Below are 23,452 nucleotides of genomic sequence, written 5' to 3'. Positions count from 1 at the left end.
TTGTGCGTTTTTATTTGTTTCTTCTTCACAGGGGGAGCTTGTGATCATCCTCTATTCAATTGTATAATGGAAAGAGCGGCCAATATACAAAATACAGATTTCAATTTAGAAGGAGACTGACCTATGGATTACGAACGCGCCTTATTAGCGTTTTTTGTCTCTCTGGCTACAGTTTTAATTGTGACACCAATCGTCAAAAAGTTTGCAATTAAGATTGGTGCAGTGGACCAGCCGAATAAACGAAAAGTTCATGATAAAGTAATGCCTCGAATGGGCGGTTTGGCAATTTTTATTGGGGTAGCGGCTGGAGCATTAGCAGGCGGGCTGTTTCTACATAATAAAATTACAGCAATTTCAGTTGGTGCCGTACTTATCGTCATTCTAGGTATATTTGATGATAAATATAATTTAAGTGCAAGATTTAAATTTCTCGTACAAGTTCTTGTTGCTTGTCTGATTGTAAGCACAGGCTTAAAAATGGACTTTTTCTCTGTTCCTTTCTTAACAGATCGAATTGAGTTAGGCTGGATGGCATATCCCCTAACCGTGTTATGGATTGTCGGAATCACAAATGCCATTAATTTAATTGACGGCCTTGATGGACTGGCTGCCGGTATTTCTGTCATCGGTTTATCAACCATTGCCGTGATGGCATTTTCAGCTGATAAAATTTTGATTCTTTCATTATCACTTGTTGTCATTGGCAGTACCATTGGCTTTCTCTTTTACAACTTTCATCCAGCGAAGATTTTTATGGGTGACACCGGTTCGCTTTTTTTAGGCTATATGATTTCGGTACTGTCACTATTAGGTCTGTACAAAAGTGTCACTTTGTTTAGTGTTGTTGTCCCAGTGATCATCTTAGGTGTCCCTATTTTCGATACCACTTTTGCCATCATTAGACGAATATTAAACAAACAGCCGATTTCAGCACCTGACAAATCTCATATTCATCATAGACTGATGGCCTTTGGCTTGTCCCATCGCATGGCTGTCATCGTGATTTATATGATTGGCTTAGTCTTTAGCTTAAGTGCCATTTTGCTGACGAGCGCCACCATATGGTTATCACTGATTATTATCTTTTTACTGGTCATGTTCATGCAAGTGATTGCGGAAGTCACAGGCTTGGTGAATGAAGAGTTTAAACCATTTACGAAATTTTATAAACGAATGGTCAAAAGACAGTAAAAAACAGCCCGTTCCTAGGAACTGGGCTGTTTTTATTATTGTCCGGGTGTGCTGGTCGAAGAGTTAGGTGTATCACTTGTCCCCGTTTCACCAGAGGACGGATTGGTTTGTGAATCTGTTTCAGTTGAAGATTCAGCAGGCAGCTTTAAATGCGTGCGTAATTCATTTTGTACGTTAGCTAAATTGGTCGGATCTGGCTCAAAGTAATACGTGCGATTTGGCCCTAAATAAAGGTCTGATCCCTTAATAGAAAGAGTTTCTGTGTCATCTCCTTTAAATCCGCTGTAGATTTGCTGAAGCGCAAGACCTTCTGTGATACGGAAATTGGTCGTAATGTGATCACTGACTTCTTTCGCAATGTTATCGACGTTCGCAATGTTATTTGGCTTCGCCATTTGATCAATCATTGCACGTAAAATTTGTTTCTGACGATCGTTACGTCCGAAATCACCGCGTGGATCTTGTTTTCTCATCCGTGCGTAAGCAAGTGCTTCTTCCCCGTTTAAATGCATATTGCCTTTTTTGAAGTAAATCTTTTTCGATTTTTTAACATCACTTTTTTCATTGAAGTCAAATGGAACATCGATATCAATTCCGCCGACTTCATCAATGACATCCTTGAATCCGTCAAAATCAACGGTTGCATACTTATCAATCGGAATATGCAAGAATTGTTCGACAGTTTCGATCGTTTCGTCTTTACCACCTTTAGCAAATGCTGCATTGATCTTTTCTTTACTTCCTGTTGTATCACTTGCAAGCTGTACGCGTGTGTCACGAGGGATACTAACCATTTTCATCGTTTTGTCTTGGGGGTTAATCGTTGCAACAATGAGTGAATCTGAACGGCCATGATCACCCTTTGTGGCATAATCCTCAATTCCGACAAATAGTACAGAGAAAGGTTTTTTCTTAATATCAATGACAGCATCACGAAGATTCGATTTCTCACCACGGTTTAGTTCATCATATGTTTTGTCAGCAGCTTGAAGAGTATTGACGATTTTATATACTGCAAATCCGCCCATGCAGATGATAAGAAGCAAAAATAAGACCAGAATACGTTTGATAATTCTCTTCTTCTTACTCTTTTTCTTTCGTACACGCACTTTTACTCGTTGTGCCATTCATCTGTCTCCTTTATCGGACCAATGTCCTTTTCTAAATAAATAAGTTCGCCTTCTTTTGTAACACTCTTTCCATTTGTCAGCTCAGTCATCCACTCAATGAACTGCTCTGTTTGTGTTTCTTCGACATATGTCTCAAAAATAACATCTTCTGCATAATGGATTTCTTTTAGCTGAAAAGATGAGGCTCTAAGCTCATTCTCTACCTTTCCAAGCCATGTATAATCTATTGTTGTGTGCATTGTACGCATTAAACAGCGCTCTACCATTCCAACATGGTTGATAGCTTCTGATACAGATTTTCCGTAGGCACGAATCAATCCACCGGCACCAAGCTTGATACCGCCGAAATAACGAGTGACCACAACGACTGTATCTTTCAGCTTCCGTTTTTTTAGCACTTCAAGCATTGGCACACCTGCTGTACCGCTTGGTTCACCATCATCATTCGCCTTTTGAATCAGGTCATGTTCACCAATGAGATAGGCTGAACAATTATGTGTGGCATTCCAATGTTGTTTTTTAATGGATTGTATAAATGCTTGTGCTTCTTCTTCTGAGACAGCACGCTGTATATGACAAATAAAACGTGATTTTTCAATGACGATCTCATGCTCGCCACGACTTTTTACTGTAAGATAGCGATTCAGCAAAAGACATACCCTCCTGACAAGCAAATTGTAAGACTAGTGAAAATTTGCATTGGTTTTAGAATTTTACAGCGTATTTTGTTATGATGATAGGAGCGGAAAAAGGGTCGTCATAAAAACTTCATGATTATACGCATTCTTTCATTATAATTCGACATAAAATGCAGATCAATGACATTTATAATAAAAAAAGATGACATCACTGTTACGGGAGGGAAAAGCCATGACAACACCCAAAATGGATCCGAAATTATTGGATTCAATCATCATGAAAATGCTAAGTACAGTTGATGGCAGCAAGGACGAAGTATTTAGAATAGGCGAACAGTCCCGTCAACAATATGAAAGCCTAGTAGAAGAGCTGAAGCAAATCAAACAGCAAGTAAACGAAGTAATTGATTTTGGGGATAAGCTGGAAGTCCATACAAGACATGCTAGAAACCGCTTATCTGAGGTCAGCAGAAACTTCAACAAATTCAGCGAAGAAGAAATACGTGAGGCCTACGAAAAAGCACATAACTTGCAAGTGGAACTCACCATGATTCAGCAGCGCGAGAAGCAACTGAGAGAAAGAAGAGACGATCTGGAAAGACGGTTATTAAGTTTACAAGACGTCATTGAACGCTCTGAAACGCTTGTGAGTCAGATTACAGTGGTTCTCAACTATCTCAACCAGGATTTACGCCAGGTCGGCGTTTTACTTGAAGATGCTCAGGCAAAACAAGATTTTGGTCTCAGAATTATTGAAGCCCAAGAAGAAGAACGCAAAAGAGTGTCTCGGGAAATTCATGACGGCCCTGCTCAAATGCTGGCAAACGTGATGATGCGTTCCGAATTAATTGAACGGATTTTTAGAGACCGCGGTACAGAAGAAGGTTTTAAAGAAATTAGAAGTCTCAGACAGAATGTTCGAAATGCACTGTACGAAGTGAGAAGAATCATTTATGATTTAAGACCAATGGCTTTAGATGATTTGGGTCTGATTCCGACACTGAGAAAATACTTAAACACAATTGAAGAATATGATGGGAAAACCAAAATTACGTTCCAATGCCTAGGTGATACAGAAAGCGAAAGAATTGCTTCTCAATTTGAAGTAGCACTGTTTAGACTAGCCCAAGAAGCTGTCACAAATTCATTAAAGCATTCTGAAGCTGAAGAAATCTCTGTCAAAGTAGAAGTAACGAAAGACTTTGTGACCTTAATTATTAAAGACGATGGAAAAGGCTTTGATATGAAAGATGTAAAAACAAACAAAAACAAATCCTTCGGTTTACTTGGCATGAAAGAACGCGTAGACTTACTGGAAGGTAAAATGACCATAGACTCAAAAATAGGTCTAGGGACATTCATCATGATTCGCGTGCCATTAACATTGCAAAATAAAATTGTAAAATAGAGTCAAAAGACATATTGACCATAAAGTTCAGGTGTAGAACAATAAACATGGGGAGGCGTAGCTTGTGACTAAAGTAAATATTGTAATTATTGATGACCACCAATTATTCCGTGAAGGTGTCAAACGGATTTTAGATTTTGAACCTACTTTTGAAGTAGTTGCAGAAGGAGACGACGGTGACGAAGCTGCACGTATCGTGGAACACTATCATCCGGATGTTGTCATTATGGACATTAATATGCCGAATGTAAATGGTGTTGAGGCTACAAAGCAGCTTGTTGAGCTTTATCCCGAATCAAAAGTCATTATTCTATCTATTCATGACGATGAAAACTATGTAACACATGCATTGAAAACAGGGGCGAGAGGCTACCTGTTAAAAGAAATGGATGCAGACACACTCATCGAAGCAGTGAAAGTTGTAGCTGACGGAGGCTCTTATTTACACCCGAAAGTCACTCATAACTTAGTAAATGAATTCCGACGCCTAGCGACTAGCGGCGTTTCAGCACATCCACAGCATGAGGTATATCCTGAAATTCGCAGACCACTTCATATCTTAACTAGACGTGAATGTGAAGTTCTTCAAATGTTAGCTGACGGAAAGAGCAACAGAGGAATCGGTGAATCGCTCTTTATTAGTGAGAAAACAGTTAAAAACCACGTGAGTAACATTTTGCAAAAAATGAATGTAAACGACCGTACACAAGCTGTTGTTGTAGCTATTAAAAACGGCTGGGTAGAAATGAGATAGTGTTCCGGACAAGTACTCCTTTTTCGCCTGTTTTTATTCTCTCACATTTTAGGTGAAGGGAAATGATAGACAGGGTAAGGATTCTTTTTCGGATATAGAGGGCTTGCCTATTGATTAGGCAGGCTTTTTTGATTACTATTATAAATCTAATGAAAAAATGATCATTCTTTTAAAATAAAAAAGAGTAACTTAACGAATAAGGAAGGTATTTAAGAATGAAAATAGCCGTTGTAACAGACAGTACTGCTTATCTACCACAAGAGCTGCGTGATAAACATAATATTCATATGATCCCCCTTAACGTCATCTTCGGCAGTGAATCATACCGTGAAGAAATAGAAATGGACTGGAAGACATATTATGAAGAAATCAAAAAACACAAAGATCTTCCAACAACCTCTCAGCCTGCTTTCGGTGAATTAATAGCCTTATATGAAAAACTAAGTGAAACATACGACGCCGTGATTAGTATCCACCTTTCAAGTGGAATTAGTGGAACGTATAATAGTGCGGTCTCAGCGAATGATCTAGTTGACGGGATTGATATTTACCCGTTTGATACAGAAACAAGCTGTATGGCACAAGGTTTTTATGTGTTAGAAGCTGCTGAAAAAATCCAAGAAGGTGCTTCTTTAGAAGAAGTGTTAGCACATCTAAATTACCTGAAAGAAAGTCAGCGGGCGTATTTTATGGTAGACGATTTAACTCATTTGCAAAGAGGCGGCAGATTAAATGGTGCTCAGGCTTTTATTGGAAGCCTCTTAAAGGTAAAGCCTATTTTGCATTTTGACAACAAGCTAATTGTTCCTTTTGAGAAGATTCGCACACGTAAAAAAGCCATTTCACGTATTTTTGAATTATTTGATGAAGATGCATCACGTGGTGTTCCGATGAGAGCAACACTGATACATGGTAATAGAGAAGAAGAAGCAGAAGAATTAATTGCGCACTTATCAGAAAAATATCCTCATGTTGAATTTTATAAAAGCTACTTTGGTGCCGTAATCGGCACCCATCTAGGTGAAGGCTCTTTAGCCCTTGGCTGGGTGATTAGATAATTCCTAAAAAACCTCTTTTCGTATGGAAAAGAGGTTTTGTTTTTTGATTTTAACTGTTGGACGAAAGGTCATGTCTTTGCGCATAATAGGCAAACATCAATTGAAAGGTGTTTGGTGAAGTTGAACATGGACAAAGCAATGGAACTAAAGCGGCAGCTGCATTCACGCCATCTGCTCACTGTTGAAACAAGGTGCTCACAGTCAAATTTAGATTGGCTGGAGGAGAAAGGCTTAGTCAATCGAACACCTGCCATTGAGAGGAAAGCAGATGGTTTTACATGCTGCCGGTGTGGTGTTTCACATAAGCGCTACTTTGCCCACTCTCCATGTGAAGAGTGTCAAAAGGATTGTGTGTACTGTAGATCATGCATCATGATGGGAAAAGCAACTGAATGTGGATTTCTTTATGAATGGACGGGTCCACAAATGGTAGAAGCATATCGAGCCGAATTAACATGGCAGGGAGAGCTGTCTAAAGGACAAAAAAGAGCATCAGAAAGAATGATCGAAGCTATTAAAAACAAATTTGATCTACTCGTCTGGGCGGTTTGCGGGGCAGGGAAAACGGAAGTGCTTTTTCATGGAATTGAATATGCGTTAAATCAAGGAATGAGTGTCTGTATTGCGACACCTAGAACAGATGTTGTGCTTGAACTTGAACCACGGCTTAGAAAAGCATTTCAAGGGATAACAATAGCCGTACTTTATGGAGGCAGTTCGCAAAGGTTTCAAATAGCACCGCTTGTGATCGCCACAACCCATCAGCTGATGAGATACAAAAATGCATTTGATTTGCTTATTGTAGATGAAGTCGATGCCTTCCCTTATTCAATGGATGAACGTCTCCAATTTGCTGTTCTAAAGGCGATGAGAAAGAACGGAGGGGTTAGGATATATTTAAGTGCGACACCATCTAAAAAAATGACGAGAGATGTTTCTCGAGGAAAACTGGAAGCGATAAAAATCCCTCTGCGTTTTCACCAGCAACCATTACCCGTCCCGACCTTTCAATGGATCGGACATTGGAAAAAGAAATTAAAAAAGAAGCAGCTTCCTTCTAAAGTGATGAATTGGATGCAGAGACATATTGCAAATAAGAGAAGAGTATTACTTTTCGTTCCTTCAATTGCTGTCATGAAGAAGGCAACGAAGATTCTTCGAGAACACTCTTTAAACGTAGAGGGAGTATCTGCCGATGATCCAGATAGGAAACAAAAGGTTCAGCACTTTAGAGATAACGCATACGATGTACTAGTTACAACCACTATTTTAGAAAGAGGCGTAACCATACCAAATGTTCAAGTAGGGGTACTAGGTTCGGAATCTACTATTTTTACAGAGAGTGCACTTGTTCAGATTTCTGGCAGAGTGGGCAGACATCCCGATTATTGTACAGGAGATGTTTTCTTTTTTCATTTTGGTTTAACGAGAAGTATGAAACAAGCAAAGAAGCATATCGTAAAAATGAATGATACGGCTGCAAAAGAGTTTTCTGAAAAACAGTGTGGCTTCAAATAAATCATGGTACATTATATTCACAATACACAAATGGCAGGAGAGACAAAATATGCTACTCAATGCAAAAGAAATACTACTCAAGGAAATTCTCTATCAATATCTCAACCAATTAAACATGATTTGTCATTGTGAAAAGTGTATGGAAGATGTATTAGCGATTTCACTGAATCAAGTGAAACCACAATATATAACAGATATCGATAAAATATCTTACAGTAAATCTGAGATGGTGGATAAACAGAAGAATACTGCGATGCTGGTCATTCTGACAGAAGCAGCTTCCAAGGTTTCCGCATTTCCAAGGTGTGAAAATCGTCTGCTGCTGAACAAGGAAACCAATTGATTTGTCAAATTTGCGAGGGACATTTTGTGCCTGCTTTTACATGGAAATCATTCCTACTATTAAATGATGATCGTCTTTGTGTAGCATGTAAGAATCACTTAGTAAAGATTGATCGTCCTATTTGTCCAACATGCGGAAGGGCGCAGTCAAATGACCAATTATGCCAGGACTGTAATAGTTGGAATGAACGCTCTGATTCTACTAAAGTCCTTGTAAAAAATAGGTCAGTTTATACTTACAATGATTTGATGAAAGATGTCCTTGCCCGCTTTAAATTTCGGGGTGATACGGCTTTAGCTGAGCTGTTTAAAAAAGATGTACAAGCAGCATTTAAACATTCCTTCTGCATAAAAGACCCATTGCTGATACCGATCCCTTTAAGTCATGAAAGACTAAAAGAAAGAGGATTTAATCAGTCCGTGATAATCGCTTCTTTGCTAGATAAGCCAATATTGCAGCCACTCGTGAAAATACATCAAAGTAAGCAGTCTAAAAAAAAGAAAAATGAACGCCTAGATCAAAAAGGATTGTTTCAAATAAAGCAAACAGATGCGATTGTTCAAAGGGATATTATATTAGTTGATGATATCTATACAACGGGAGCAACCATCTATGATGCGGCAAGAATTTTGAAAGACGCAGGTGCTAAAAGTGTTTCTTCTTTTACGTTGATACGTAGTTAAAAATCATGATAATTAACCGATAATAAGAAAAGAAAATAACGTAAGGGGTTTTGGTTATGAATCAATTGGCAAACTGTCCACAATGTAATCAGCTATTTTTAAAAACCACCATCCAAACGGTTTGTAACAAATGCTTTGAAGAAGAAGAACGTTCTTTTGATATCGTATATAAATTCTTGAGAAAACAAAGTAATAGACAATCAACGATCGCTGAAATAGTAGAAGCAACAGACGTTGATGAAGAATTAATCTTGAAATTTATTCGTTTGAAAAGACTGCAAATTAGTCAATTTCCAAATATTAATTATCCTTGTGAAAGATGTGGCAAAGCGATCAGGAAAAACAAGCTATGCAGCCAATGTGAACAGGATATTCATTCGCAAATCAGCCAAATGAACCAAGAAGAGGAGCGTAAAAGGGAGATTGAATCTAGGAAAAAAGACACCTATTATGCCATTAATCCTAAAAACGACTGATTCCCTAAACTAAGTTGCAGTTTGGTCGATAAAATGGATAGAATCAAGACAGACTGTAACGGAAAGCGAGAGGAATCCCGTGAAAATTAATCGATATGGAACACAACCAGTAAATCCTTACAAGAAAACATATGAGAAACAAACGTTGCAATCGAATCAAGCTAAATCAACTGATAAAGTCGAAATTTCTAAAAAGGCAATCGAAATGCAAAAGGTGCCGAATATTATGAGAGAACGTCAAGATAAAATTGACCAAATTAAAAAAAGCATTGAAGCCGGAACATATCAAGTAGATACAAAAGGCATTGCAGATAAAATGCTGAATTTTTATAAACAACAATAACAAAAGGGAGCAGCGTGAATGTCAGTTAAAATAATTATTGAAGAACTGCATCGTCTCTATGGATTGCATGAACAGCTTTTAAAGTTGTCTAAGGATAAAACAGAAATGCTGAAAAGCAATGAGATTGATGCTCTTTCAGAGGTCCTGAATTTAGAGCAAAAGTATATTCAGGCCATTTCTCAATTAGAAGAAAAACGAATTGAAGCGACCGTTCAATTTTTACAAAGTGATCAATCACCAACCATCACTGCATGTATCGAAAAGGCTGAAGGTACAGATCAAGAAGAGCTCATTTCATTATATGAGAAACTAAATGACATCATGGTGGAACTAAAAGATGTAAATGAACTGAACAAGCAGCTTATTCAGCAGTCACTTCAATTTATTTCACTGACATTCGATCTCGTTAACCCTAATAAAGAAAATATGAATTACGGACAAAATGGTCTTGAGAGTTCAAAGCCTAAACAGCAAAGGGCTTTGTTTGATTCAAAGGCGTAAACAAGGAGGATACCAATGGGTTCTACATTCATGGGACTAGAAACGGCAAAAAGAGGCATCACAGCCCAGCGTGCAGGGCTTTATGTCACATCAAACAACGTCTCCAATGCAAATACGGAGGGCTACTCAAGACAAAGAGTGACCTTTAAAGCAGAAAATCCTTATCCAGTCATTTCTGTTTATGACGGCAAAACGTATGGCCAAATGGGGACAGGTGTACAAGTTGGAACCGTTGAAAGAATTCGAGACAGCTTTTTAGATCTACAATACAGAGATCATAATAATAACTTATCTTACTACTCAACGAAGTCAGATGCCCTTTCACAGATGGAAGGGGTTATGAATGATTTGACGGATGAGGGCTTGAACAGAGCTTTTGATAATCTATGGAAATCATTACAGGTCTTATCGGAATCAAAAAATGCTGATACGGCTTCTGCACGTACAGTTGTTAAAACAAGTGCACAGGCTTTAGTTGACCAATTCCGTCTGCTCAATTCTTCTTTAACAACGATACAAAAGAATTTAAAAACGGAACTCGATTCAACAGCCAAAGATGTAAACACTCTTTTATCTCAAATAGATGAAGTGAACAAACAGATTGCAGCAGTTGAGCCAAATGGATATCTTCCAAATGATCTTTATGATACACGTGATACTTTGGTCGATCAATTATCCTCACTTGTTGATATTAAGGTCAGCTACAATCCACCTGGCGGTAATGCACTCAAAATTGCTGAAGGAACTGTCAACATCGACATTATCGGTGCAAATGGACAATCTGCTGGAAACATTTTGAATGGTATTACGAACGAAAAGTCTGAACTGCAAATCTCTTACGATAATACAACGGGACTTGTTAACTCACTTCAATTCGGAACAACAACAATTGCAGCGGATCAATTACAAGTGAACGGTAAAGTAAAAGCACTTGTTGAAGCTTATGGCTACATGTCAAACGGTGCTGAAAAAGGCATGTATCCAGATATGCTTGCAGAGCTGGATGAAGTAGCAAAAGTATTCATGGATACATTTAACGATGTACATAAGCAGGGGTACACGTTAAATGGTGCAAGTGGACAAGACTTTTTTGATATCGAAAATAACAATGAGTTGAATAAAGGTTTGGCAGCTCGTATTAAAGTGAGCGATGTCATTTTAGCATCAACAGATAATATTGCTGCATCTCTCAATCAAACACAAGGTGACGGTTCGAATGCTACGAAATTAGCTAATATACAAGACTTAAAGTTACCAATCGGCGGAAATACAACGACAATTCAGGATTATTACCAAAATGTGATTGCTGAGATGGGGGTACAAGGGAAAAAGAACATGACGCTTGAAAGCAGTTCAGCTGCTCTTGTCAATTCAGCCAATGAACGTAGAATGTCGACTAGCGCTGTCTCCATTGATGAAGAAATGACGAATATGATCCAATTTCAGCATGCATATAATGCGGCTGCGAGAATTATGACATTACAAGATGAAGTATTGGATAAGGTCATAAACGGCATGGGTGTCGTAGGAAGGTAGGGATAACGGATGCGAGTCACACAAGGTATGATTTCTCAAAACTCACTTCGAAATATTAGTAAAAGTTATGAAAAACTTTCTAAAATTAATGAGCAGGCACAAACAGGCAAACGTTTTACAAAAACGTCTGATGATCCTGTTGCAGCAGTAAAAAGCCTTCAATATAGTACTGCCTTGTTCCGAAATGAACAATATAAAAATAACTTAAATGAAGCACAAAACTGGATTGATACATCTGAAACAAGTGTCACTGAAATCATTGATATTATGTCAAATATACGAGATAAAGTGCTTGATGCGGCAAATGGAACAAAGCAGCCCGAAGATTTAGCAGCTATCGGAGTGGAAATTGGCCAGATGAAGAATCAAATCATTGATGCAATGAACACTCAAATGCTAGGTAAGTTCGTATTTAATGGGACAAATACAAATGTTAAACCAGTTGTTGAGAATGCAGACGGAACGTATACATTTAACTTCGAAAATTATACAGATGCGAATGCTGTTCAAGCGAATATTTCTGATGGTATCACTTTAAATGTAAACTCAAATCCAATCTCAGCGTTTGGCGGACAGGCTAACGGTCAAAATGTCATTGAAATGCTGACTGATTTAGAAAACTCATTGAAAAATGGAACGTTTGCGAATTCTGATGATGCATTAGGAAGTATCGATCAGTTTAAAGAAGTAATGAGTGCTGAGCGATCTGACCTAGGAGCGCGTTCGAATCGTGTTGACTTAGTAGGAAGTCGTTTGACTTCACAATTTCAAGTACTGAAAAATGCTAAATCAGATAATGAAGATGTTGAAAGTGAAAAGGCAATTCTTGATCTTCTTCAACAAGAGACGGTGAATAGAGCTGCTTTAGCGACAACAGCGAAAGTCATTCAGCCATCCCTTGTAGATTTCTTAAGATAATAAAAAGCATCCGATGGGTGCTTTTTTGCATCATGGAGGTGAACATATGCAAATCCCTAGATTGTTAATGCAGCAAACCTATGCAAAACTTCAAATGTCGACAACTCCTTCCCGGCAAGAAGTAGAGCAGCCACAAGCTGATCTTGAGATTCAGCAACCACGAGCTGTCATGAATATCAAAAGGACACCATCGAAATTAACCATTGATCAAACCGAGGCGTTTGCCGATATGGACATCAAGTCAATTTTTAGACGTTCTGAGGAATGGGCAGCTGAGGGGAAGCGTGTTGTTGGAGAAGGAATGGGTCGAAGAGCGGAAGAAGGAAGTGAACTCATCAAGATCGAGAATGGTGGGAATGCGATTGCTGAGTTTGCCAAAATCAATGGCAGTCCCCCAGCAAAACAATTCACCATTGGTGTGATACCTTCATTCTTTAGTGTGAAAATTCACTATCAGCCTTCTGAGCTTCAAATTGATGTGGAGCCGCAAAAAGCTATCATAGAGGCCACACCTCATAAACCAATCGTTAACTACCAGCCAGGTAAGGTCAATATTGATATGTTACAATACCCAGAATTAAAAATAGAAGTTGACGAAACGGGCCAAAATGGTGATAAGGTATAATTAAGAAAAATGAAAAAGGTCGTGAATTATGATCATTCAAACAAAATACCATGGTGAAGTGACAATCAAAGAGGAGCAAATCATTCACTTCTCTAACGGGATACCAGGATTTCTGGATCAAAAACAGTTTGTCATTTTGCCTTTATCAGAAGAGTCTCCATTTTTAGTTCTTCAATCATTAAATAACTCGGCATTAGGTTTTATCGTCAGCAGCCCGTTTTTATTCTTCAATCAATACGAATTTGATTTAGACGAAACGGTTGTAGACATTCTGGAAGTAGAAGATGCTAATGATGTGGAAGTAATGGTTATTTTAACAATGGAATCATCTATTGAAAAAACAACAGCCAATTTAAGAGCGCCTATTATTGTGAACCGGAAAAACATGAAAGCCAAGCAGGTGATTTTGCATGATTCAGCCTATCATACAAAACATTTGTTAGAGGTGGCATCCTCATGTTAGTGCTGTCTCGTAAATTAAACCAGTCGATTCAAATAGGCGATGATATTGAAGTCAAGATTATTTCAATCGAAGGCGATCAAGTGAAAGTCGGGATTGAGGCTCCTAAGCACATCGATATTCACAGGAAAGAAGTGTACCTGTCAATTCAAGAAGAGAACAATCGTGCTGCGAGTTTATCCTTAGATCTCCTCTCTCAATTATCCTCACAAAAAAAGTGAGGATTTTTTTATCGCATTCAGCTGTCCTTCTCCGTGTGAAAGCGTTTCGATACAGATGTTCATGATCTATAGGAAACTTTAACAAATCGGTCCATCTATATTTAATTTGCAAATTCAAAGCCGATATAAAAGATAGATTAAAGCACAGGAGCTGAATAACTATGTCTGTTGGTAAGTTGACATCGCTAGAGCCAATTATCGATGCATTTCAAACCCGTGTTTCTAATAACCAGAATGACAATGTAAACTCTGACTCACAAGCAAATGGCAGGGCTGTTTCAAAAGAAGAAATTGAAAAAACGCTTCAAGGGGCAAACAAGCTGATTGAACCTACTCAATTTCATCTTCAATTTGAATTACATGAAAAACTCAACGAATATTATGTCAAAGTCGTAGATAACCAAACAGATGAAGTCATTAGAGAAATTCCTTCCAAGGAATGGCTTGATTTCTATGCAGCAATGACAGAAATTGTCGGTTTATTTGTAGATAAAAGAATGTAAATGAAGGGAGAACATAAATAATGGTCAATCGTATTACTGGATTTTCAAATGTGTTCGATATTGATGAAATCGTATCAAAGCTGATGAAAACGGAGCAAGCACCACTTGATACAATGACGCGTCAGAAACAAACGCTTGAATGGCAAAGAGACAGCTATCGCGAGGTTAACTCGAAAATTAAAGAATTAGATGATTTGATTAACAGTTTAAACTTAACGCGTCCAAGTACATATGGCGCCAAAAAGGTGACAAGCTCTAATGAATCTGCTGTCACAGCAACTGGATCAACAAATGCGACCTCTGGCTCTATTCATGTCACTCAGCTAGCGACAGCTTCCGTCTTCAAATCCTCTGGTACATCTGGATTTACACCAACAAACGGAACGTTTACGTTTGAAGTGACGACACCAGATTCGACAAAACCAAAAACGGTGACAATCAATACTTCTGATACCGATACAATTGATGACATCGTGAAAAAGCTGAACAGCGCGCAATTAGGTGTGACGGCTTACAAAGGCCAAATCTCTGATGGCACTAACTACGTGGATACCATCGCTCTTACTTCTCGAACAACGGGTGAAGGCGTCAGTATTAAAGCAGCTGATGGCAATTCGGCTTCATTTTTAACGCAATTAGGCTTCCAAGTAGATGGAGATAACAAATTAGTTGCGACCACTCAAGGACAGAAGGCGCAATACGAGATTAATGGTCTGAAAATGGAAAATAACAACAATACATTCACGCAGGCTGATATTACGTACGAGCTTAAAGCAACCACAGATAAGCCCGTCAGCTTAAACGTTTCAACAGATGTGGATGCAATATATGATAAAATTAAACAATTTGTTGATAAATATAATGAACTCGTTGAGCAGATTAATGGAAAAGTCAATGAAAAGAAAAACAGAGACTATCATCCATTAACGGCTGAAGAGAAAAAAGCGATGTCTGAAAAAGAAATAGAGCTATGGGAAACGACCGCGAAGTCTGGCTTGCTGAGAAGTGATTCCATTTTACGATCTGGTGCCTCTAAAATAAGAAGTGATTTGTATGCTAATATTACGACAAGTGATGCGAATAAAATCCAACTCACACAAATCGGTATTTCGACATCATCCAGCTATAAAGATGGTGGGAAGCTTGAATTTATTAAGGATAGTGATGGAGTAGAGAAATTAAAAAAAGCCATTGAAGAAGACCCGGAGAAGGTCAGACAAATGTTCATCTCGGGTAGTTTAAATGTGGATTCAAAGGATAAAGACAAAGCGCAGCAGCAATATCAAGAACAAGGAATCATCTATCGTATCAAAAATTCCTTATCAGACTTTTCGAAGAGCATTCAAAAAAAGGCTGGCAGCATAACAATGGAATCAAAGGAATACGGACTTGGTAAGGACCTTGATTCTTTGACAAAACGAATGAGTACATTCCAAGATCGTTTAAAAATGGTTGAAGCCCGTTACTACAAAAAGTTTAACGCCATGGATAGTGCAATTCAAAAGCTAAACAACCAATCTGGCTACCTTTCTCAACTGCTTGGACAATAATTGGAGGTTTATAACATATGGCAATACAGAACCCTTATGCCGCCTATCAGAAAAATTCTATTGAGACCGCAACACCTGCCGAGTTGACGCTTATGCTTTATGAAGGCTGCTTAAAGTTCATCAGAATAGCGAAGCATGCCATTCAAAAAGAGGATGCAGAAACGAGAAATGTGAACCTGAAAAAGGCTCAAAACATCATTCAAGAATTAAATGTCACCTTAAATCGTTCCTATGACGTATCAAAGAGTATGGCAAGTATGTATGATTACATTTATCGCAGACTGATAGAAGCCAATCTTCAAAATGACGAAGAGATATTGAATGAAGTAGAAGAGTACGTAACTGATTTTCGTGATGCGTGGAAGGAAGTCATTCAAACCGATCGAAAAGGCCGTCACCACTCTATCGGGGGCTCTCTATGAGTATTGTGGACCAGCTGCATGATCAAACATTAAAAATGGCAGCCGAAATAGCGGAAAATCCGCAAAGTGAGACACTTGTTGAAGACTTTGATGCCTTTTTAATTGAGAGAGACGAATTAATGAGAGATATACAGCATGAATTGACGGATCAAGAAAAAGAGAAAATCCGCGAAATCATCCAAACAGATCAACAGATGGCGAAGCAATTAACGGTTATCCAAAATGGAATAAAGGCAGATATTCAAGCCATACAAAAAAAGAAAACAAAACAGCTGAATTATCAAAATCCATACCAGCCCATAACAAGTGACGGCGTATACTACGATAAACGGAAATAAATAGGTGAGACCTGTGGCGTATCGTTCAAATGACTATATTTTATTAACCACATATTATGAACTTCTATACACGATAGAAGAGAGTCTAAACTATTTAGATGAAATTGAGAAGGATTTTGACAAAACAGAAGGGGATCGGATCTTTAATGATCTGATCCATGCCTTCTTTCATTTAGACACAACACATCCTCTTCTGCTTTCAATTATTGAAAATGAACACTTTGCCAAAACGATTCGTTCGTTTGATCAAATATTTTTAAGTTTTGATGTACTAGCTTTCTATACATTCCCTTCAAATCACTTCCAATCATTCCTGAAAACATACTTTATACCTGAATATAGAAAGTGGATGGATGAAATACATGCCTGTATGAGGCCGTATGTCATTCATTAATTTTTGTCCAATTCAGACCATTCGGAGGAAATTATGAGACTAAAAAATCAATTTTTATTTGGGCTTATTGTCATATGTGTATTGTTTGTCAGTATGTTAGGATTCTCAAGCTTTCTCTATTACAAAACAGATCAATCCTATAAAGCGCTATTAAGCAAGGAAGTGAAGCTTTATCAGACATCGCTGGAATTAGAAACTCTTCTGCAAAAGCAGGAAGCACAGATTAAAACATATGTCGTCGTGCAAGATGCTGAAAATTTGCAGAAAATTGAGCAAGCATATGAAGATATTAATAAGAAAACAGCAGAAGCTTCTAAAATGAGTACGGTCAAACAAGCAAAAAATCTATTAGATCAAATCTCAGAAAAAAATTATCTCTACTACACCTCAACAAATCGATTATTTAATTCATTAAATATGCAAAATCAAAAAGAATTCAACACCCGCCTCAGTCAAGAATTACAACCTATCGAACAAGAAATACATACCTTTACAAAAGAATTCGCTCAAAATCAGCTAAAACAACGTGATCAAAAAATCAATCAGCTCAATCAAGATAGTAATCAATTATTGCTTACACTCATTTTGGTCAGTGCAGCGATTATTGTTGGCCTTTTGGTGATTGGGATCAGATTTGTTCATCGCATGACAAAACCAATTGTTTCTGTCACCAATGCCGCAAAAAGGATGGCAGATGGTGATCTTACCCTTGAAGAGATTGAAGTGACCTCTAAAAATGAGATTGGTCAACTCGGCACAGCCTTTAATCAAATGACGGCTCATTTGCGTCAGCTTATTTTGCAGGTGCAAAGCGGATCAAGACAGCTTGCTGATTCTGCTGCTCAATTTGAGGAAACCATCAGTCAAACGATATCTGCTAGTGAGCAGACATCCAGCTCGATTGAACAGGTCAGTGAAGCTTCACGTGAACAATCAGATGCGGTCGGAAAAGTAGCATCCGCCATTCAGGAAGTGTCGACTGGCATGCAAAATGCAGCTGTACACACATCCGATGTTTCGGGTCACTCAATTTCAGTGACTGAAAAGGCTGAAGAGGGCGCGGCCCTTATTCAACAGTTTGTGAAACAAATGAGTTCTATAAAAGAGTCTGTGAATGAACACCATTCTACAATGACCCATGTGCAAGCGCAGTTTACAGGCATTCAAGATCTGTTAGGTCATATCCATGCCATTGCTGACCAGACGAATTTGCTTGCTTTAAACGCAGCTATAGAAGCAGCAAGGGCAGGAGAGCATGGAAGAGGCTTTGCAGTTGTAGCAGATGAAGTGAGAAAACTGGCAGAAGAATCTAGTCAGCTGACAGATCAAATTAGTCAATTACTCGAAAACGTGAACAAAGATACAGAAAAGTCATCACAATCGATGACGAAGGTCGAGCGGGATGTAGCAGAGGGTGTAAAGGTATCACAATTATCTGAACAGAGCTTCCATGAAATCTTGGAATCTATTCGTGATATTTCAATGAAAGCAGAAGAGCTGTCAGCCACTGCAGAACAAATTTCTGCTAGTACAGAGGAAATTTCTCAAACAGTTGGTGTCATTGAAGAAGGTGCGAAACGAAACTCAGAAGAAACAGAGTACATGTCAGCTGCTGTTGAAGAATCATTGGCGGCCAATGAAGAGATGAAAGCCGCTGCGGAGGATTTAAAATCCTTATCTCAATCGCTGAAAACATCGATTTCATCTTTTACCATTTAATGTGCGCTGGTCTTTTTCAAGAATCAGCCGAATATATATTCATCACCTATCAAGCAACAGTTGAAGCACCGCAAAATTCGACAAATTTCAATAAATATTCACATTTTTTTTACGTTTGAGCAGGAGAAAAGGAGGGAAAAGTAGAAATAGGTTTACATATCCTTAATTTTAAAGGAGGCGTTCTTTACATGAATTACAATGTCAGAGGAGAAAACATCGACGTAACACCTGCACTAAGAGATCATGTCGAGAAAAAAATTGGAAAGCTGGAGCGTTATTTTGAGACAGATGTAGATGCTTCAGTCAACGTGAACTTGAAGTTTTACAACGATCAAGAATCTAAAGTTGAGGTTACCATTCCAATGACTGATCTAGCACTTCGAGCTGAGGTGCATAATGAGGATATGTACAATGCAGTAGACCTAGCAGCCAGTAAATTAGAACGTCAAATTAGAAAGCACAAAACAAAAGTAAACCGTAAATTCCGCGAGCAAGGTGCCAAAAAGCACTTATTTGCTGGAGGAAATGGTACGGCTGAAGTAGCAGTTCAAGATGACGAAGAGATTGATGAAACAGAAATCGTCAGACAAAAACGTTTCAACTTAAAGCCGATGGATAGTGAAGAGGCCATTCTCCAAATGAACATGTTAGGTCATAGTTTCTTCGTTTTCACAAATGCTGAGACAAATTTGACCAATGTGGTTTATCGCCGAAATGACGGTAAATATGGACTCATTGAGCCAAACGCTTAAATATCAGTTGATGCTGATTTAAAAACAACCTAAATAAAGTAAACCCGTTCCCTTCATTAGGGGCGGGTTTTTTGTGCGAAATTATGGCAAATTCTTTGGAAATGAAAGAAGGTATGGTATGATAAATGCAGGTAAATATGGACCTGTCAAACTTTTGGACATGCCGAAAAATTGCATGAAATAGAGGAGCGTTATTATATGCTTGGAATCTTAAACAAAGTGTTTGATCCTACGAAACGTACGATCAGCCGATATGAAAAAAAGGCAAATGAAATCGAAGCTCTCGCTCAAGATTTTGAAAAATTATCTGACGAGGCTTTACGAAATAAAACGATTGAATTTAAAGAAAAACTTGAAAAAGGACAATCCGTGGATGACCTGCTGGTTGAAGCATTTGCAACGGTTCGCGAAGCATCCCGCCGCGTAACAGGAATGTTCCCGTTTAAGGTGCAGCTCATGGGGGGCATCGCGCTTCACGAAGGTAACATCGCTGAAATGAAAACAGGTGAAGGTAAAACATTGACATCAACAATGCCTGTTTATTTAAATGCTCTTTCTGGAAAAGGCGTCCACATCGTGACAGTCAACGAATACTTGGCAAGCCGTGATGCGCAGGAAATGGGCAAAATTTTTGAGTTTCTTGGTTTAACAGTCGGCTTAAACTTAAACAGCTTAGACAAAGATGAAAAAAGAGAAGCGTACGCCGCTGATATCACGTATTCAACAAACAATGAACTCGGCTTTGACTATTTACGAGATAACATGGTGCTTTACAAAGAGCAAATGGTTCAGAGACCGCTTCATTATGCCGTGATCGATGAGGTTGACTCCATTTTAATTGATGAAGCGAGAACACCTCTTATTATTTCAGGACAAGCTGCGAAATCAACAAAGCTTTATGTACAAGCCAATGCATTTGTCCGCACATTAAAAATCGAAGATGATTTCACGTATGATATTAAAACAAAAAGTGTGCAGCTGACTGAAAGCGGAATGACGAAGGCGGAAAAAGCATTCGGCATTGAGAACCTGTTTGATGTCAAACATGTCGCGCTGAACCATCACATCGCTCAGGCGCTGAAGGCACATGTTGCGATGCAAAAAGACGTGGATTATGTGGTAGAAGAAGGCCAAGTAGTCATCGTTGACTCCTTCACAGGACGTTTAATGAAAGGACGCCGTTATAGTGAAGGTCTGCATCAAGCCATCGAGGCAAAAGAAGGTCTTGAAGTGCAGAACGAAAGCATGACACTAGCAACAATTACGTTCCAGAACTACTTCCGTATGTATGAAAAATTATCTGGTATGACTGGTACAGCAAAAACGGAAGAAGAAGAATTCCGTAACATATACAACATGCAGGTTGTGTCAATCCCGACCAACCAACCAGTGGTTCGTGATGACAGACCTGATTTAATTTACCGCACAATGGATGGTAAATTTAAAGCAGTGGCTGAGGATGTTGCGCAGCGCTATATGACAGGGCAGCCAGTTCTTGTCGGAACAGTAGCAGTTGAGACATCTGAGCTTATTTCTAAGCTGCTTAAAAATAAAGGCATTCCTCATCAAGTGTTAAACGCAAAAAACCATGAGCGTGAAGCACAAATTATTGAAGAGGCTGGTCAAAAAGGTGCTGTGACCATTGCAACAAACATGGCAGGACGTGGTACAGACATCAAGCTTGGAGAAGGTGTAAAAGAACTTGGAGGTCTGGCTGTTATCGGGACAGAGCGTCATGAATCCCGTCGTATTGATAACCAGCTTCGCGGACGTTCTGGACGTCAAGGAGACCCAGGGATTACCCAATTCTATCTCTCCATGGAAGATGAATTGATGCGCCGATTTGGTGCAGAGCGGACGATGGCGATGCTTGACCGCTTTGGCATGGATGACTCTACACCAATCCAAAGTAAAATGGTGTCTAAAGCCGTTGAATCATCTCAAAAACGTGTAGAGGGGAACAACTTTGATTCCCGTAAGCAGCTTCTGCAATACGACGATGTGCTTCGTCAACAGCGTGAAGTAATCTACAAACAGCGTTTTGAAGTCATCGATTCTGACAACTTAAAATCAATTGTCATCAATATGATCCAATCTTCAATTGAGCGTGCTGTGGGATCTTATACGCCAAAAGAAGAGCTGCCTGAAGAATGGAAACTAGATGGTCTTGTTGAATTAATTAACACGAACTATTTAGACGAAGGTGCCATTACGGTCAAAGATATCTTCGGTAAAGAAGCAGATGAAATCACAAGCTTCATCATGGATCGTATTAAAGAAAAATACGATGCAAAAGAAGAAACATTTGGCGAAGAACAAATGCGTGAATTTGAAAAAGTCATCGTTCTTCGAGCGGTGGATTCGAAGTGGATGGACCATATCGATGCAATGGATCAGCTGCGCCAAGGGATTCATTTACGTGCGTACGCACAAACGAATCCGCTTCGTGAATACCAAATGGAAGGATTTGCGATGTTTGAGCATATGGTTGCTTCAATTGAAGATGACGTGGCCAAGTATGTCTTGAAATCAGAAATCCAAAACAACCTAGAACGTGAAGAAGTGGTTCAAGGTCAAACAACGGCTCATCAGCCGCAAGAGGGCGATGAGGAGAAGACAGTGAAGAAGAAGCCGGTACGTAAAGTCGTAGACATTGGACGAAACTCCCCATGTCACTGCGGAAGCGGCAAGAAATATAAAAATTGTCATGGGAAGACAGAATAAGTAATGGAAAGAGGTGAAAACCTCTTTCTATTCATGTCAGCCCCCATACATCTATGAGGTGAAGGATATGGAATTAGTAGAAATTAGACAAGAGCTTGAAAATATGGCTAGCAGGCTAGCTGATTTTAGGGGGTCTCTTTGACTTAGAAACAAAAGAGGCCAAAATCGCAGAGCTTGAAGCGACGATGTCAGAGGCTGATTTTTGGAATGATCAGCAAAAGGCTCAAGGCGTTATTAATGAAGCCAATGCACTGAAGGATTCTGTGAATTCCTACCATGAGCTCAGTGAATCGCATGAAGAGCTGCAAATGACGCATGACTTATTAAAGGAAGATTATGACGAGGAGCTTCATGCAGAGCTTGAAAAAGAGCTGAAGAACTTAACGAAGCAGTTTAACGAATTTGAGCTGCAGCTTCTCTTAAGCGAACCTTATGATAAAAACAATGCCATTCTGGAGCTTCACCCAGGTGCAGGCGGTACTGAATCACAGGACTGGGGTTCTATGCTTCTGCGAATGTACACTCGCTGGGCAGAGCGCAGAGGCTTTAAGGTCGAAACGCTTGATTACCTTCCAGGTGATGAGGCAGGAATTAAGTCTGTGACTTTGCTCATCAAAGGGCATAACGCGTACGGTTACTTAAAAGCTGAAAAAGGTGTCCATCGTTTGGTTCGTATTTCTCCTTTTGATTCTTCTGGCCGCAGACATACATCCTTCGTTTCCTGTGATGTCATGCCGGAATTCAATGAAGAAATTGATATTGATATTCGGACAGAGGATATCAAGGTAGATACGTATCGTGCAAGCGGAGCAGGTGGCCAGCACGTGAATACGACGGACTCTGCCGTTCGTATCACACATATTCCAACGAATGTCGTCGTGACATGCCAAACAGAAAGATCACAAATTAAAAACAGAGAACGTGCGATGAAAATGCTGAAATCGAAACTTTATCAAAAACGGATCGAAGAACAGCAGGCAGAATTGGATGAAATCAGAGGAGAGCAGAAAGAAATTGGCTGGGGAAGCCAAATCCGCTCTTATGTATTCCACCCTTATTCTCTTGTGAAAGACCATCGAACCAATACGGAGATGGGAAATGTTCAAGCGGTGATGGATGGAGATTTAGATTCATTTATCGATGCGTACTTACGTTCGAAATTATCATAAAAACTCGGCTTCTTGCCGGGTTTTTTTAATTGTGAGAAAATATAATGAATATAAAGGTATACATACGACATACTGATT

At 39.0% G+C, this 23,452-nt stretch carries 26 protein-coding genes; 24 read left to right on the top strand and 2 right to left on the bottom strand.

Features of this window, described 5'->3' with window-relative positions; all coding sequences use genetic code 11:
• The first annotated feature begins 123 nt into the window (after nucleotides 1–123).
• The gene (locus NSS80_RS17410) at nucleotides 124–1,191 is read left to right on the top strand and encodes an MraY family glycosyltransferase (protein WP_024423627.1); all 1,068 of its coding nucleotides are present in this window, start codon (nucleotides 124–126) and stop codon (nucleotides 1,189–1,191) included.
• A gap of 35 nt (nucleotides 1,192–1,226) precedes the next feature.
• Here NSS80_RS17410 and NSS80_RS17405 read toward each other — a convergent pair whose 3' ends face one another.
• Together NSS80_RS17405 and NSS80_RS17400 are read right to left on the bottom strand one after the other, a co-directional pair.
• The gene (locus NSS80_RS17405) at nucleotides 1,227–2,318 is read right to left on the bottom strand and encodes an LCP family protein (protein WP_034281103.1); all 1,092 of its coding nucleotides are present in this window, start codon (nucleotides 2,316–2,318) and stop codon (nucleotides 1,227–1,229) included.
• A complete protein-coding gene (locus tag NSS80_RS17400; RefSeq protein ID WP_012011434.1) occupies nucleotides 2,303–2,971 on the bottom strand; it encodes a YigZ family protein in 669 nt (222 codons plus the stop codon). The genes NSS80_RS17405 and NSS80_RS17400 overlap by 16 nt, the downstream gene beginning before the upstream one ends.
• Before the next feature lie 220 nt (nucleotides 2,972–3,191).
• On the opposite strand from NSS80_RS17400, the gene NSS80_RS17395 reads away from it, so the two are divergent.
• The 23 genes from NSS80_RS17395 to prfB all read left to right on the top strand — a co-directional run bounded on the left by NSS80_RS17395 (nucleotide 3,192) and on the right by prfB (nucleotide 23,374).
• A complete protein-coding gene (locus tag NSS80_RS17395) occupies nucleotides 3,192–4,367 on the top strand; it encodes a sensor histidine kinase (RefSeq protein WP_003213166.1) in 1,176 nt (391 codons plus the stop codon).
• A 64-nt stretch (nucleotides 4,368–4,431) separates the two neighbouring features.
• A complete protein-coding gene (gene degU / locus NSS80_RS17390; protein WP_008348273.1) occupies nucleotides 4,432–5,121 on the top strand; it encodes a two-component system response regulator DegU in 690 nt (229 codons plus the stop codon).
• A 215-nt stretch (nucleotides 5,122–5,336) separates the two neighbouring features.
• On the top strand, nucleotides 5,337–6,179 hold the full coding sequence (locus NSS80_RS17385) for a DegV family protein (RefSeq protein ID WP_024423625.1): 843 nt from the start codon (nucleotides 5,337–5,339) through the stop codon (nucleotides 6,177–6,179).
• A 120-nt stretch (nucleotides 6,180–6,299) separates the two neighbouring features.
• Nucleotides 6,300–7,697 carry a DEAD/DEAH box helicase gene (locus tag NSS80_RS17380; protein WP_342498356.1) on the top strand — a complete coding sequence of 466 codons (1,398 nt, stop codon included), beginning with the start codon at nucleotides 6,300–6,302 and terminating at the stop codon, nucleotides 7,695–7,697.
• Nucleotides 7,698–7,746: 49 nt separating this feature from the next.
• Nucleotides 7,747–8,040 carry a competence protein ComFB gene (locus NSS80_RS17375; RefSeq protein ID WP_041088040.1) on the top strand — a complete coding sequence of 98 codons (294 nt, stop codon included), beginning with the start codon at nucleotides 7,747–7,749 and terminating at the stop codon, nucleotides 8,038–8,040.
• Nucleotides 8,041–8,066: 26 nt separating this feature from the next.
• Nucleotides 8,067–8,723, top strand: a complete 657-nt coding sequence (locus NSS80_RS17370) for a ComF family protein (RefSeq protein WP_260983460.1) — start codon at nucleotides 8,067–8,069, stop codon at nucleotides 8,721–8,723.
• A gap of 56 nt (nucleotides 8,724–8,779) precedes the next feature.
• Complete coding sequence (locus NSS80_RS17365; RefSeq protein WP_034281098.1) at nucleotides 8,780–9,199, top strand: TIGR03826 family flagellar region protein; 420 nt, start codon at nucleotides 8,780–8,782, stop codon at nucleotides 9,197–9,199.
• A 79-nt stretch (nucleotides 9,200–9,278) separates the two neighbouring features.
• Nucleotides 9,279–9,542 carry a flagellar biosynthesis anti-sigma factor FlgM gene (gene flgM / locus NSS80_RS17360; protein WP_024423620.1) on the top strand — a complete coding sequence of 88 codons (264 nt, stop codon included), beginning with the start codon at nucleotides 9,279–9,281 and terminating at the stop codon, nucleotides 9,540–9,542.
• 18 nt (nucleotides 9,543–9,560) lie between these two features.
• Complete coding sequence (locus NSS80_RS17355; RefSeq protein ID WP_024423619.1) at nucleotides 9,561–10,043, top strand: flagellar protein FlgN; 483 nt, start codon at nucleotides 9,561–9,563, stop codon at nucleotides 10,041–10,043.
• A 15-nt stretch (nucleotides 10,044–10,058) separates the two neighbouring features.
• Nucleotides 10,059–11,579: a flagellar hook-associated protein FlgK gene (gene flgK, locus NSS80_RS17350; RefSeq protein WP_024423618.1), complete on the top strand. Its 1,521-nt coding sequence runs from the start codon at nucleotides 10,059–10,061 to the stop codon at nucleotides 11,577–11,579.
• 9 nt (nucleotides 11,580–11,588) lie between these two features.
• Nucleotides 11,589–12,497, top strand: a complete 909-nt coding sequence (gene flgL, locus NSS80_RS17345; RefSeq protein ID WP_034281095.1) for a flagellar hook-associated protein FlgL — start codon at nucleotides 11,589–11,591, stop codon at nucleotides 12,495–12,497.
• A gap of 46 nt (nucleotides 12,498–12,543) precedes the next feature.
• Nucleotides 12,544–13,122 carry a DUF6470 family protein gene (locus NSS80_RS17340; protein ID WP_317221809.1) on the top strand — a complete coding sequence of 193 codons (579 nt, stop codon included), beginning with the start codon at nucleotides 12,544–12,546 and terminating at the stop codon, nucleotides 13,120–13,122.
• 28 nt (nucleotides 13,123–13,150) lie between these two features.
• Complete coding sequence (gene fliW / locus NSS80_RS17335) at nucleotides 13,151–13,585, top strand: flagellar assembly protein FliW (RefSeq protein ID WP_024423615.1); 435 nt, start codon at nucleotides 13,151–13,153, stop codon at nucleotides 13,583–13,585.
• Nucleotides 13,579–13,803: a carbon storage regulator CsrA gene (csrA, locus tag NSS80_RS17330; protein ID WP_008360181.1), complete on the top strand. Its 225-nt coding sequence runs from the start codon at nucleotides 13,579–13,581 to the stop codon at nucleotides 13,801–13,803. The genes fliW and csrA overlap by 7 nt, the downstream gene beginning before the upstream one ends.
• A gap of 161 nt (nucleotides 13,804–13,964) precedes the next feature.
• A complete protein-coding gene (gene flaG / locus NSS80_RS17325; RefSeq protein ID WP_034281093.1) occupies nucleotides 13,965–14,306 on the top strand; it encodes a flagellar protein FlaG in 342 nt (113 codons plus the stop codon).
• A gap of 20 nt (nucleotides 14,307–14,326) precedes the next feature.
• Nucleotides 14,327–15,856, top strand: coding sequence for a flagellar hook-associated protein 2 (locus NSS80_RS17320; RefSeq protein ID WP_034281091.1), 1,530 nt, complete (start codon nucleotides 14,327–14,329; stop codon nucleotides 15,854–15,856).
• 17 nt (nucleotides 15,857–15,873) lie between these two features.
• Complete coding sequence (gene fliS, locus NSS80_RS17315) at nucleotides 15,874–16,278, top strand: flagellar export chaperone FliS (protein WP_041115574.1); 405 nt, start codon at nucleotides 15,874–15,876, stop codon at nucleotides 16,276–16,278.
• Complete coding sequence (fliT, locus tag NSS80_RS17310) at nucleotides 16,275–16,616, top strand: flagella biosynthesis regulatory protein FliT (protein ID WP_041115575.1); 342 nt, start codon at nucleotides 16,275–16,277, stop codon at nucleotides 16,614–16,616. The genes fliS and fliT overlap by 4 nt, the downstream gene beginning before the upstream one ends.
• A gap of 13 nt (nucleotides 16,617–16,629) precedes the next feature.
• Entirely contained in the window at nucleotides 16,630–17,010 is a 381-nt protein-coding gene (locus tag NSS80_RS17305) for a hypothetical protein (RefSeq protein WP_041115576.1), read from the top strand.
• A gap of 33 nt (nucleotides 17,011–17,043) precedes the next feature.
• Nucleotides 17,044–18,729 carry a methyl-accepting chemotaxis protein gene (locus NSS80_RS17300; RefSeq protein WP_041115577.1) on the top strand — a complete coding sequence of 562 codons (1,686 nt, stop codon included), beginning with the start codon at nucleotides 17,044–17,046 and terminating at the stop codon, nucleotides 18,727–18,729.
• A gap of 188 nt (nucleotides 18,730–18,917) precedes the next feature.
• Nucleotides 18,918–19,481 carry a ribosome-associated translation inhibitor RaiA gene (gene raiA / locus NSS80_RS17295; RefSeq protein ID WP_024423608.1) on the top strand — a complete coding sequence of 188 codons (564 nt, stop codon included), beginning with the start codon at nucleotides 18,918–18,920 and terminating at the stop codon, nucleotides 19,479–19,481.
• A gap of 198 nt (nucleotides 19,482–19,679) precedes the next feature.
• On the top strand, nucleotides 19,680–22,205 hold the full coding sequence (gene secA, locus NSS80_RS17290; protein ID WP_024423607.1) for a preprotein translocase subunit SecA: 2,526 nt from the start codon (nucleotides 19,680–19,682) through the stop codon (nucleotides 22,203–22,205).
• Between the two features lie 67 nt (nucleotides 22,206–22,272).
• A protein-coding gene (gene prfB, locus NSS80_RS17285) for a peptide chain release factor 2 (RefSeq protein WP_098677688.1) occupies nucleotides 22,273–23,374 on the top strand; the annotation gives its coding sequence in 2 pieces (ribosomal slippage) (nucleotides 22,273–22,344 and nucleotides 22,346–23,374; 1,101 coding nt in all).
• The last annotated feature ends 78 nt before the right edge of the window (nucleotides 23,375–23,452 follow it).

Origin of the sequence: Bacillus sp. FSL M8-0350 (genome assembly GCF_038593345.1) — a bacterium.
Lineage (GTDB): Bacteria > Bacillota > Bacilli > Bacillales > Bacillaceae > Bacillus > Bacillus safensis.
Note: the sequence above shows the minus strand (reverse complement) of the source record. Positions and strands in the feature narration are given on the sequence as shown.

What these genes read in the sequence shown, in the direction of transcription:
- NSS80_RS17410 (WP_024423627.1), top strand. Translation starts at nt 124, where the DNA reads ATGGATTACGAACGCGCCTTATTAGCGTTTTTTGTCTCTCTGGCTACA.
- NSS80_RS17405 (WP_034281103.1), bottom strand. Translation starts at nt 2,318, where the DNA reads ATGGCACAACGAGTAAAAGTGCGTGTACGAAAGAAAAAGAGTAAGAAG.
- NSS80_RS17395 (WP_003213166.1), top strand. Translation starts at nt 3,192, where the DNA reads ATGACAACACCCAAAATGGATCCGAAATTATTGGATTCAATCATCATG.
- NSS80_RS17385 (WP_024423625.1), top strand. Translation starts at nt 5,337, where the DNA reads ATGAAAATAGCCGTTGTAACAGACAGTACTGCTTATCTACCACAAGAG.
- NSS80_RS17375 (WP_041088040.1), top strand. Translation starts at nt 7,747, where the DNA reads ATGCTACTCAATGCAAAAGAAATACTACTCAAGGAAATTCTCTATCAA.
- NSS80_RS17365 (WP_034281098.1), top strand. Translation starts at nt 8,780, where the DNA reads ATGAATCAATTGGCAAACTGTCCACAATGTAATCAGCTATTTTTAAAA.
- NSS80_RS17355 (WP_024423619.1), top strand. Translation starts at nt 9,561, where the DNA reads ATGTCAGTTAAAATAATTATTGAAGAACTGCATCGTCTCTATGGATTG.
- flgK (WP_024423618.1), top strand. Translation starts at nt 10,059, where the DNA reads ATGGGTTCTACATTCATGGGACTAGAAACGGCAAAAAGAGGCATCACA.
- flgL (WP_034281095.1), top strand. Translation starts at nt 11,589, where the DNA reads ATGCGAGTCACACAAGGTATGATTTCTCAAAACTCACTTCGAAATATT.
- NSS80_RS17340 (WP_317221809.1), top strand. Translation starts at nt 12,544, where the DNA reads ATGCAAATCCCTAGATTGTTAATGCAGCAAACCTATGCAAAACTTCAA.
- fliW (WP_024423615.1), top strand. Translation starts at nt 13,151, where the DNA reads ATGATCATTCAAACAAAATACCATGGTGAAGTGACAATCAAAGAGGAG.
- csrA (WP_008360181.1), top strand. Translation starts at nt 13,579, where the DNA reads ATGTTAGTGCTGTCTCGTAAATTAAACCAGTCGATTCAAATAGGCGAT.
- flaG (WP_034281093.1), top strand. Translation starts at nt 13,965, where the DNA reads ATGTCTGTTGGTAAGTTGACATCGCTAGAGCCAATTATCGATGCATTT.
- NSS80_RS17320 (WP_034281091.1), top strand. Translation starts at nt 14,327, where the DNA reads ATGGTCAATCGTATTACTGGATTTTCAAATGTGTTCGATATTGATGAA.
- fliS (WP_041115574.1), top strand. Translation starts at nt 15,874, where the DNA reads ATGGCAATACAGAACCCTTATGCCGCCTATCAGAAAAATTCTATTGAG.
- fliT (WP_041115575.1), top strand. Translation starts at nt 16,275, where the DNA reads ATGAGTATTGTGGACCAGCTGCATGATCAAACATTAAAAATGGCAGCC.
- NSS80_RS17300 (WP_041115577.1), top strand. Translation starts at nt 17,044, where the DNA reads ATGAGACTAAAAAATCAATTTTTATTTGGGCTTATTGTCATATGTGTA.
- raiA (WP_024423608.1), top strand. Translation starts at nt 18,918, where the DNA reads ATGAATTACAATGTCAGAGGAGAAAACATCGACGTAACACCTGCACTA.
- secA (WP_024423607.1), top strand. Translation starts at nt 19,680, where the DNA reads ATGCTTGGAATCTTAAACAAAGTGTTTGATCCTACGAAACGTACGATC.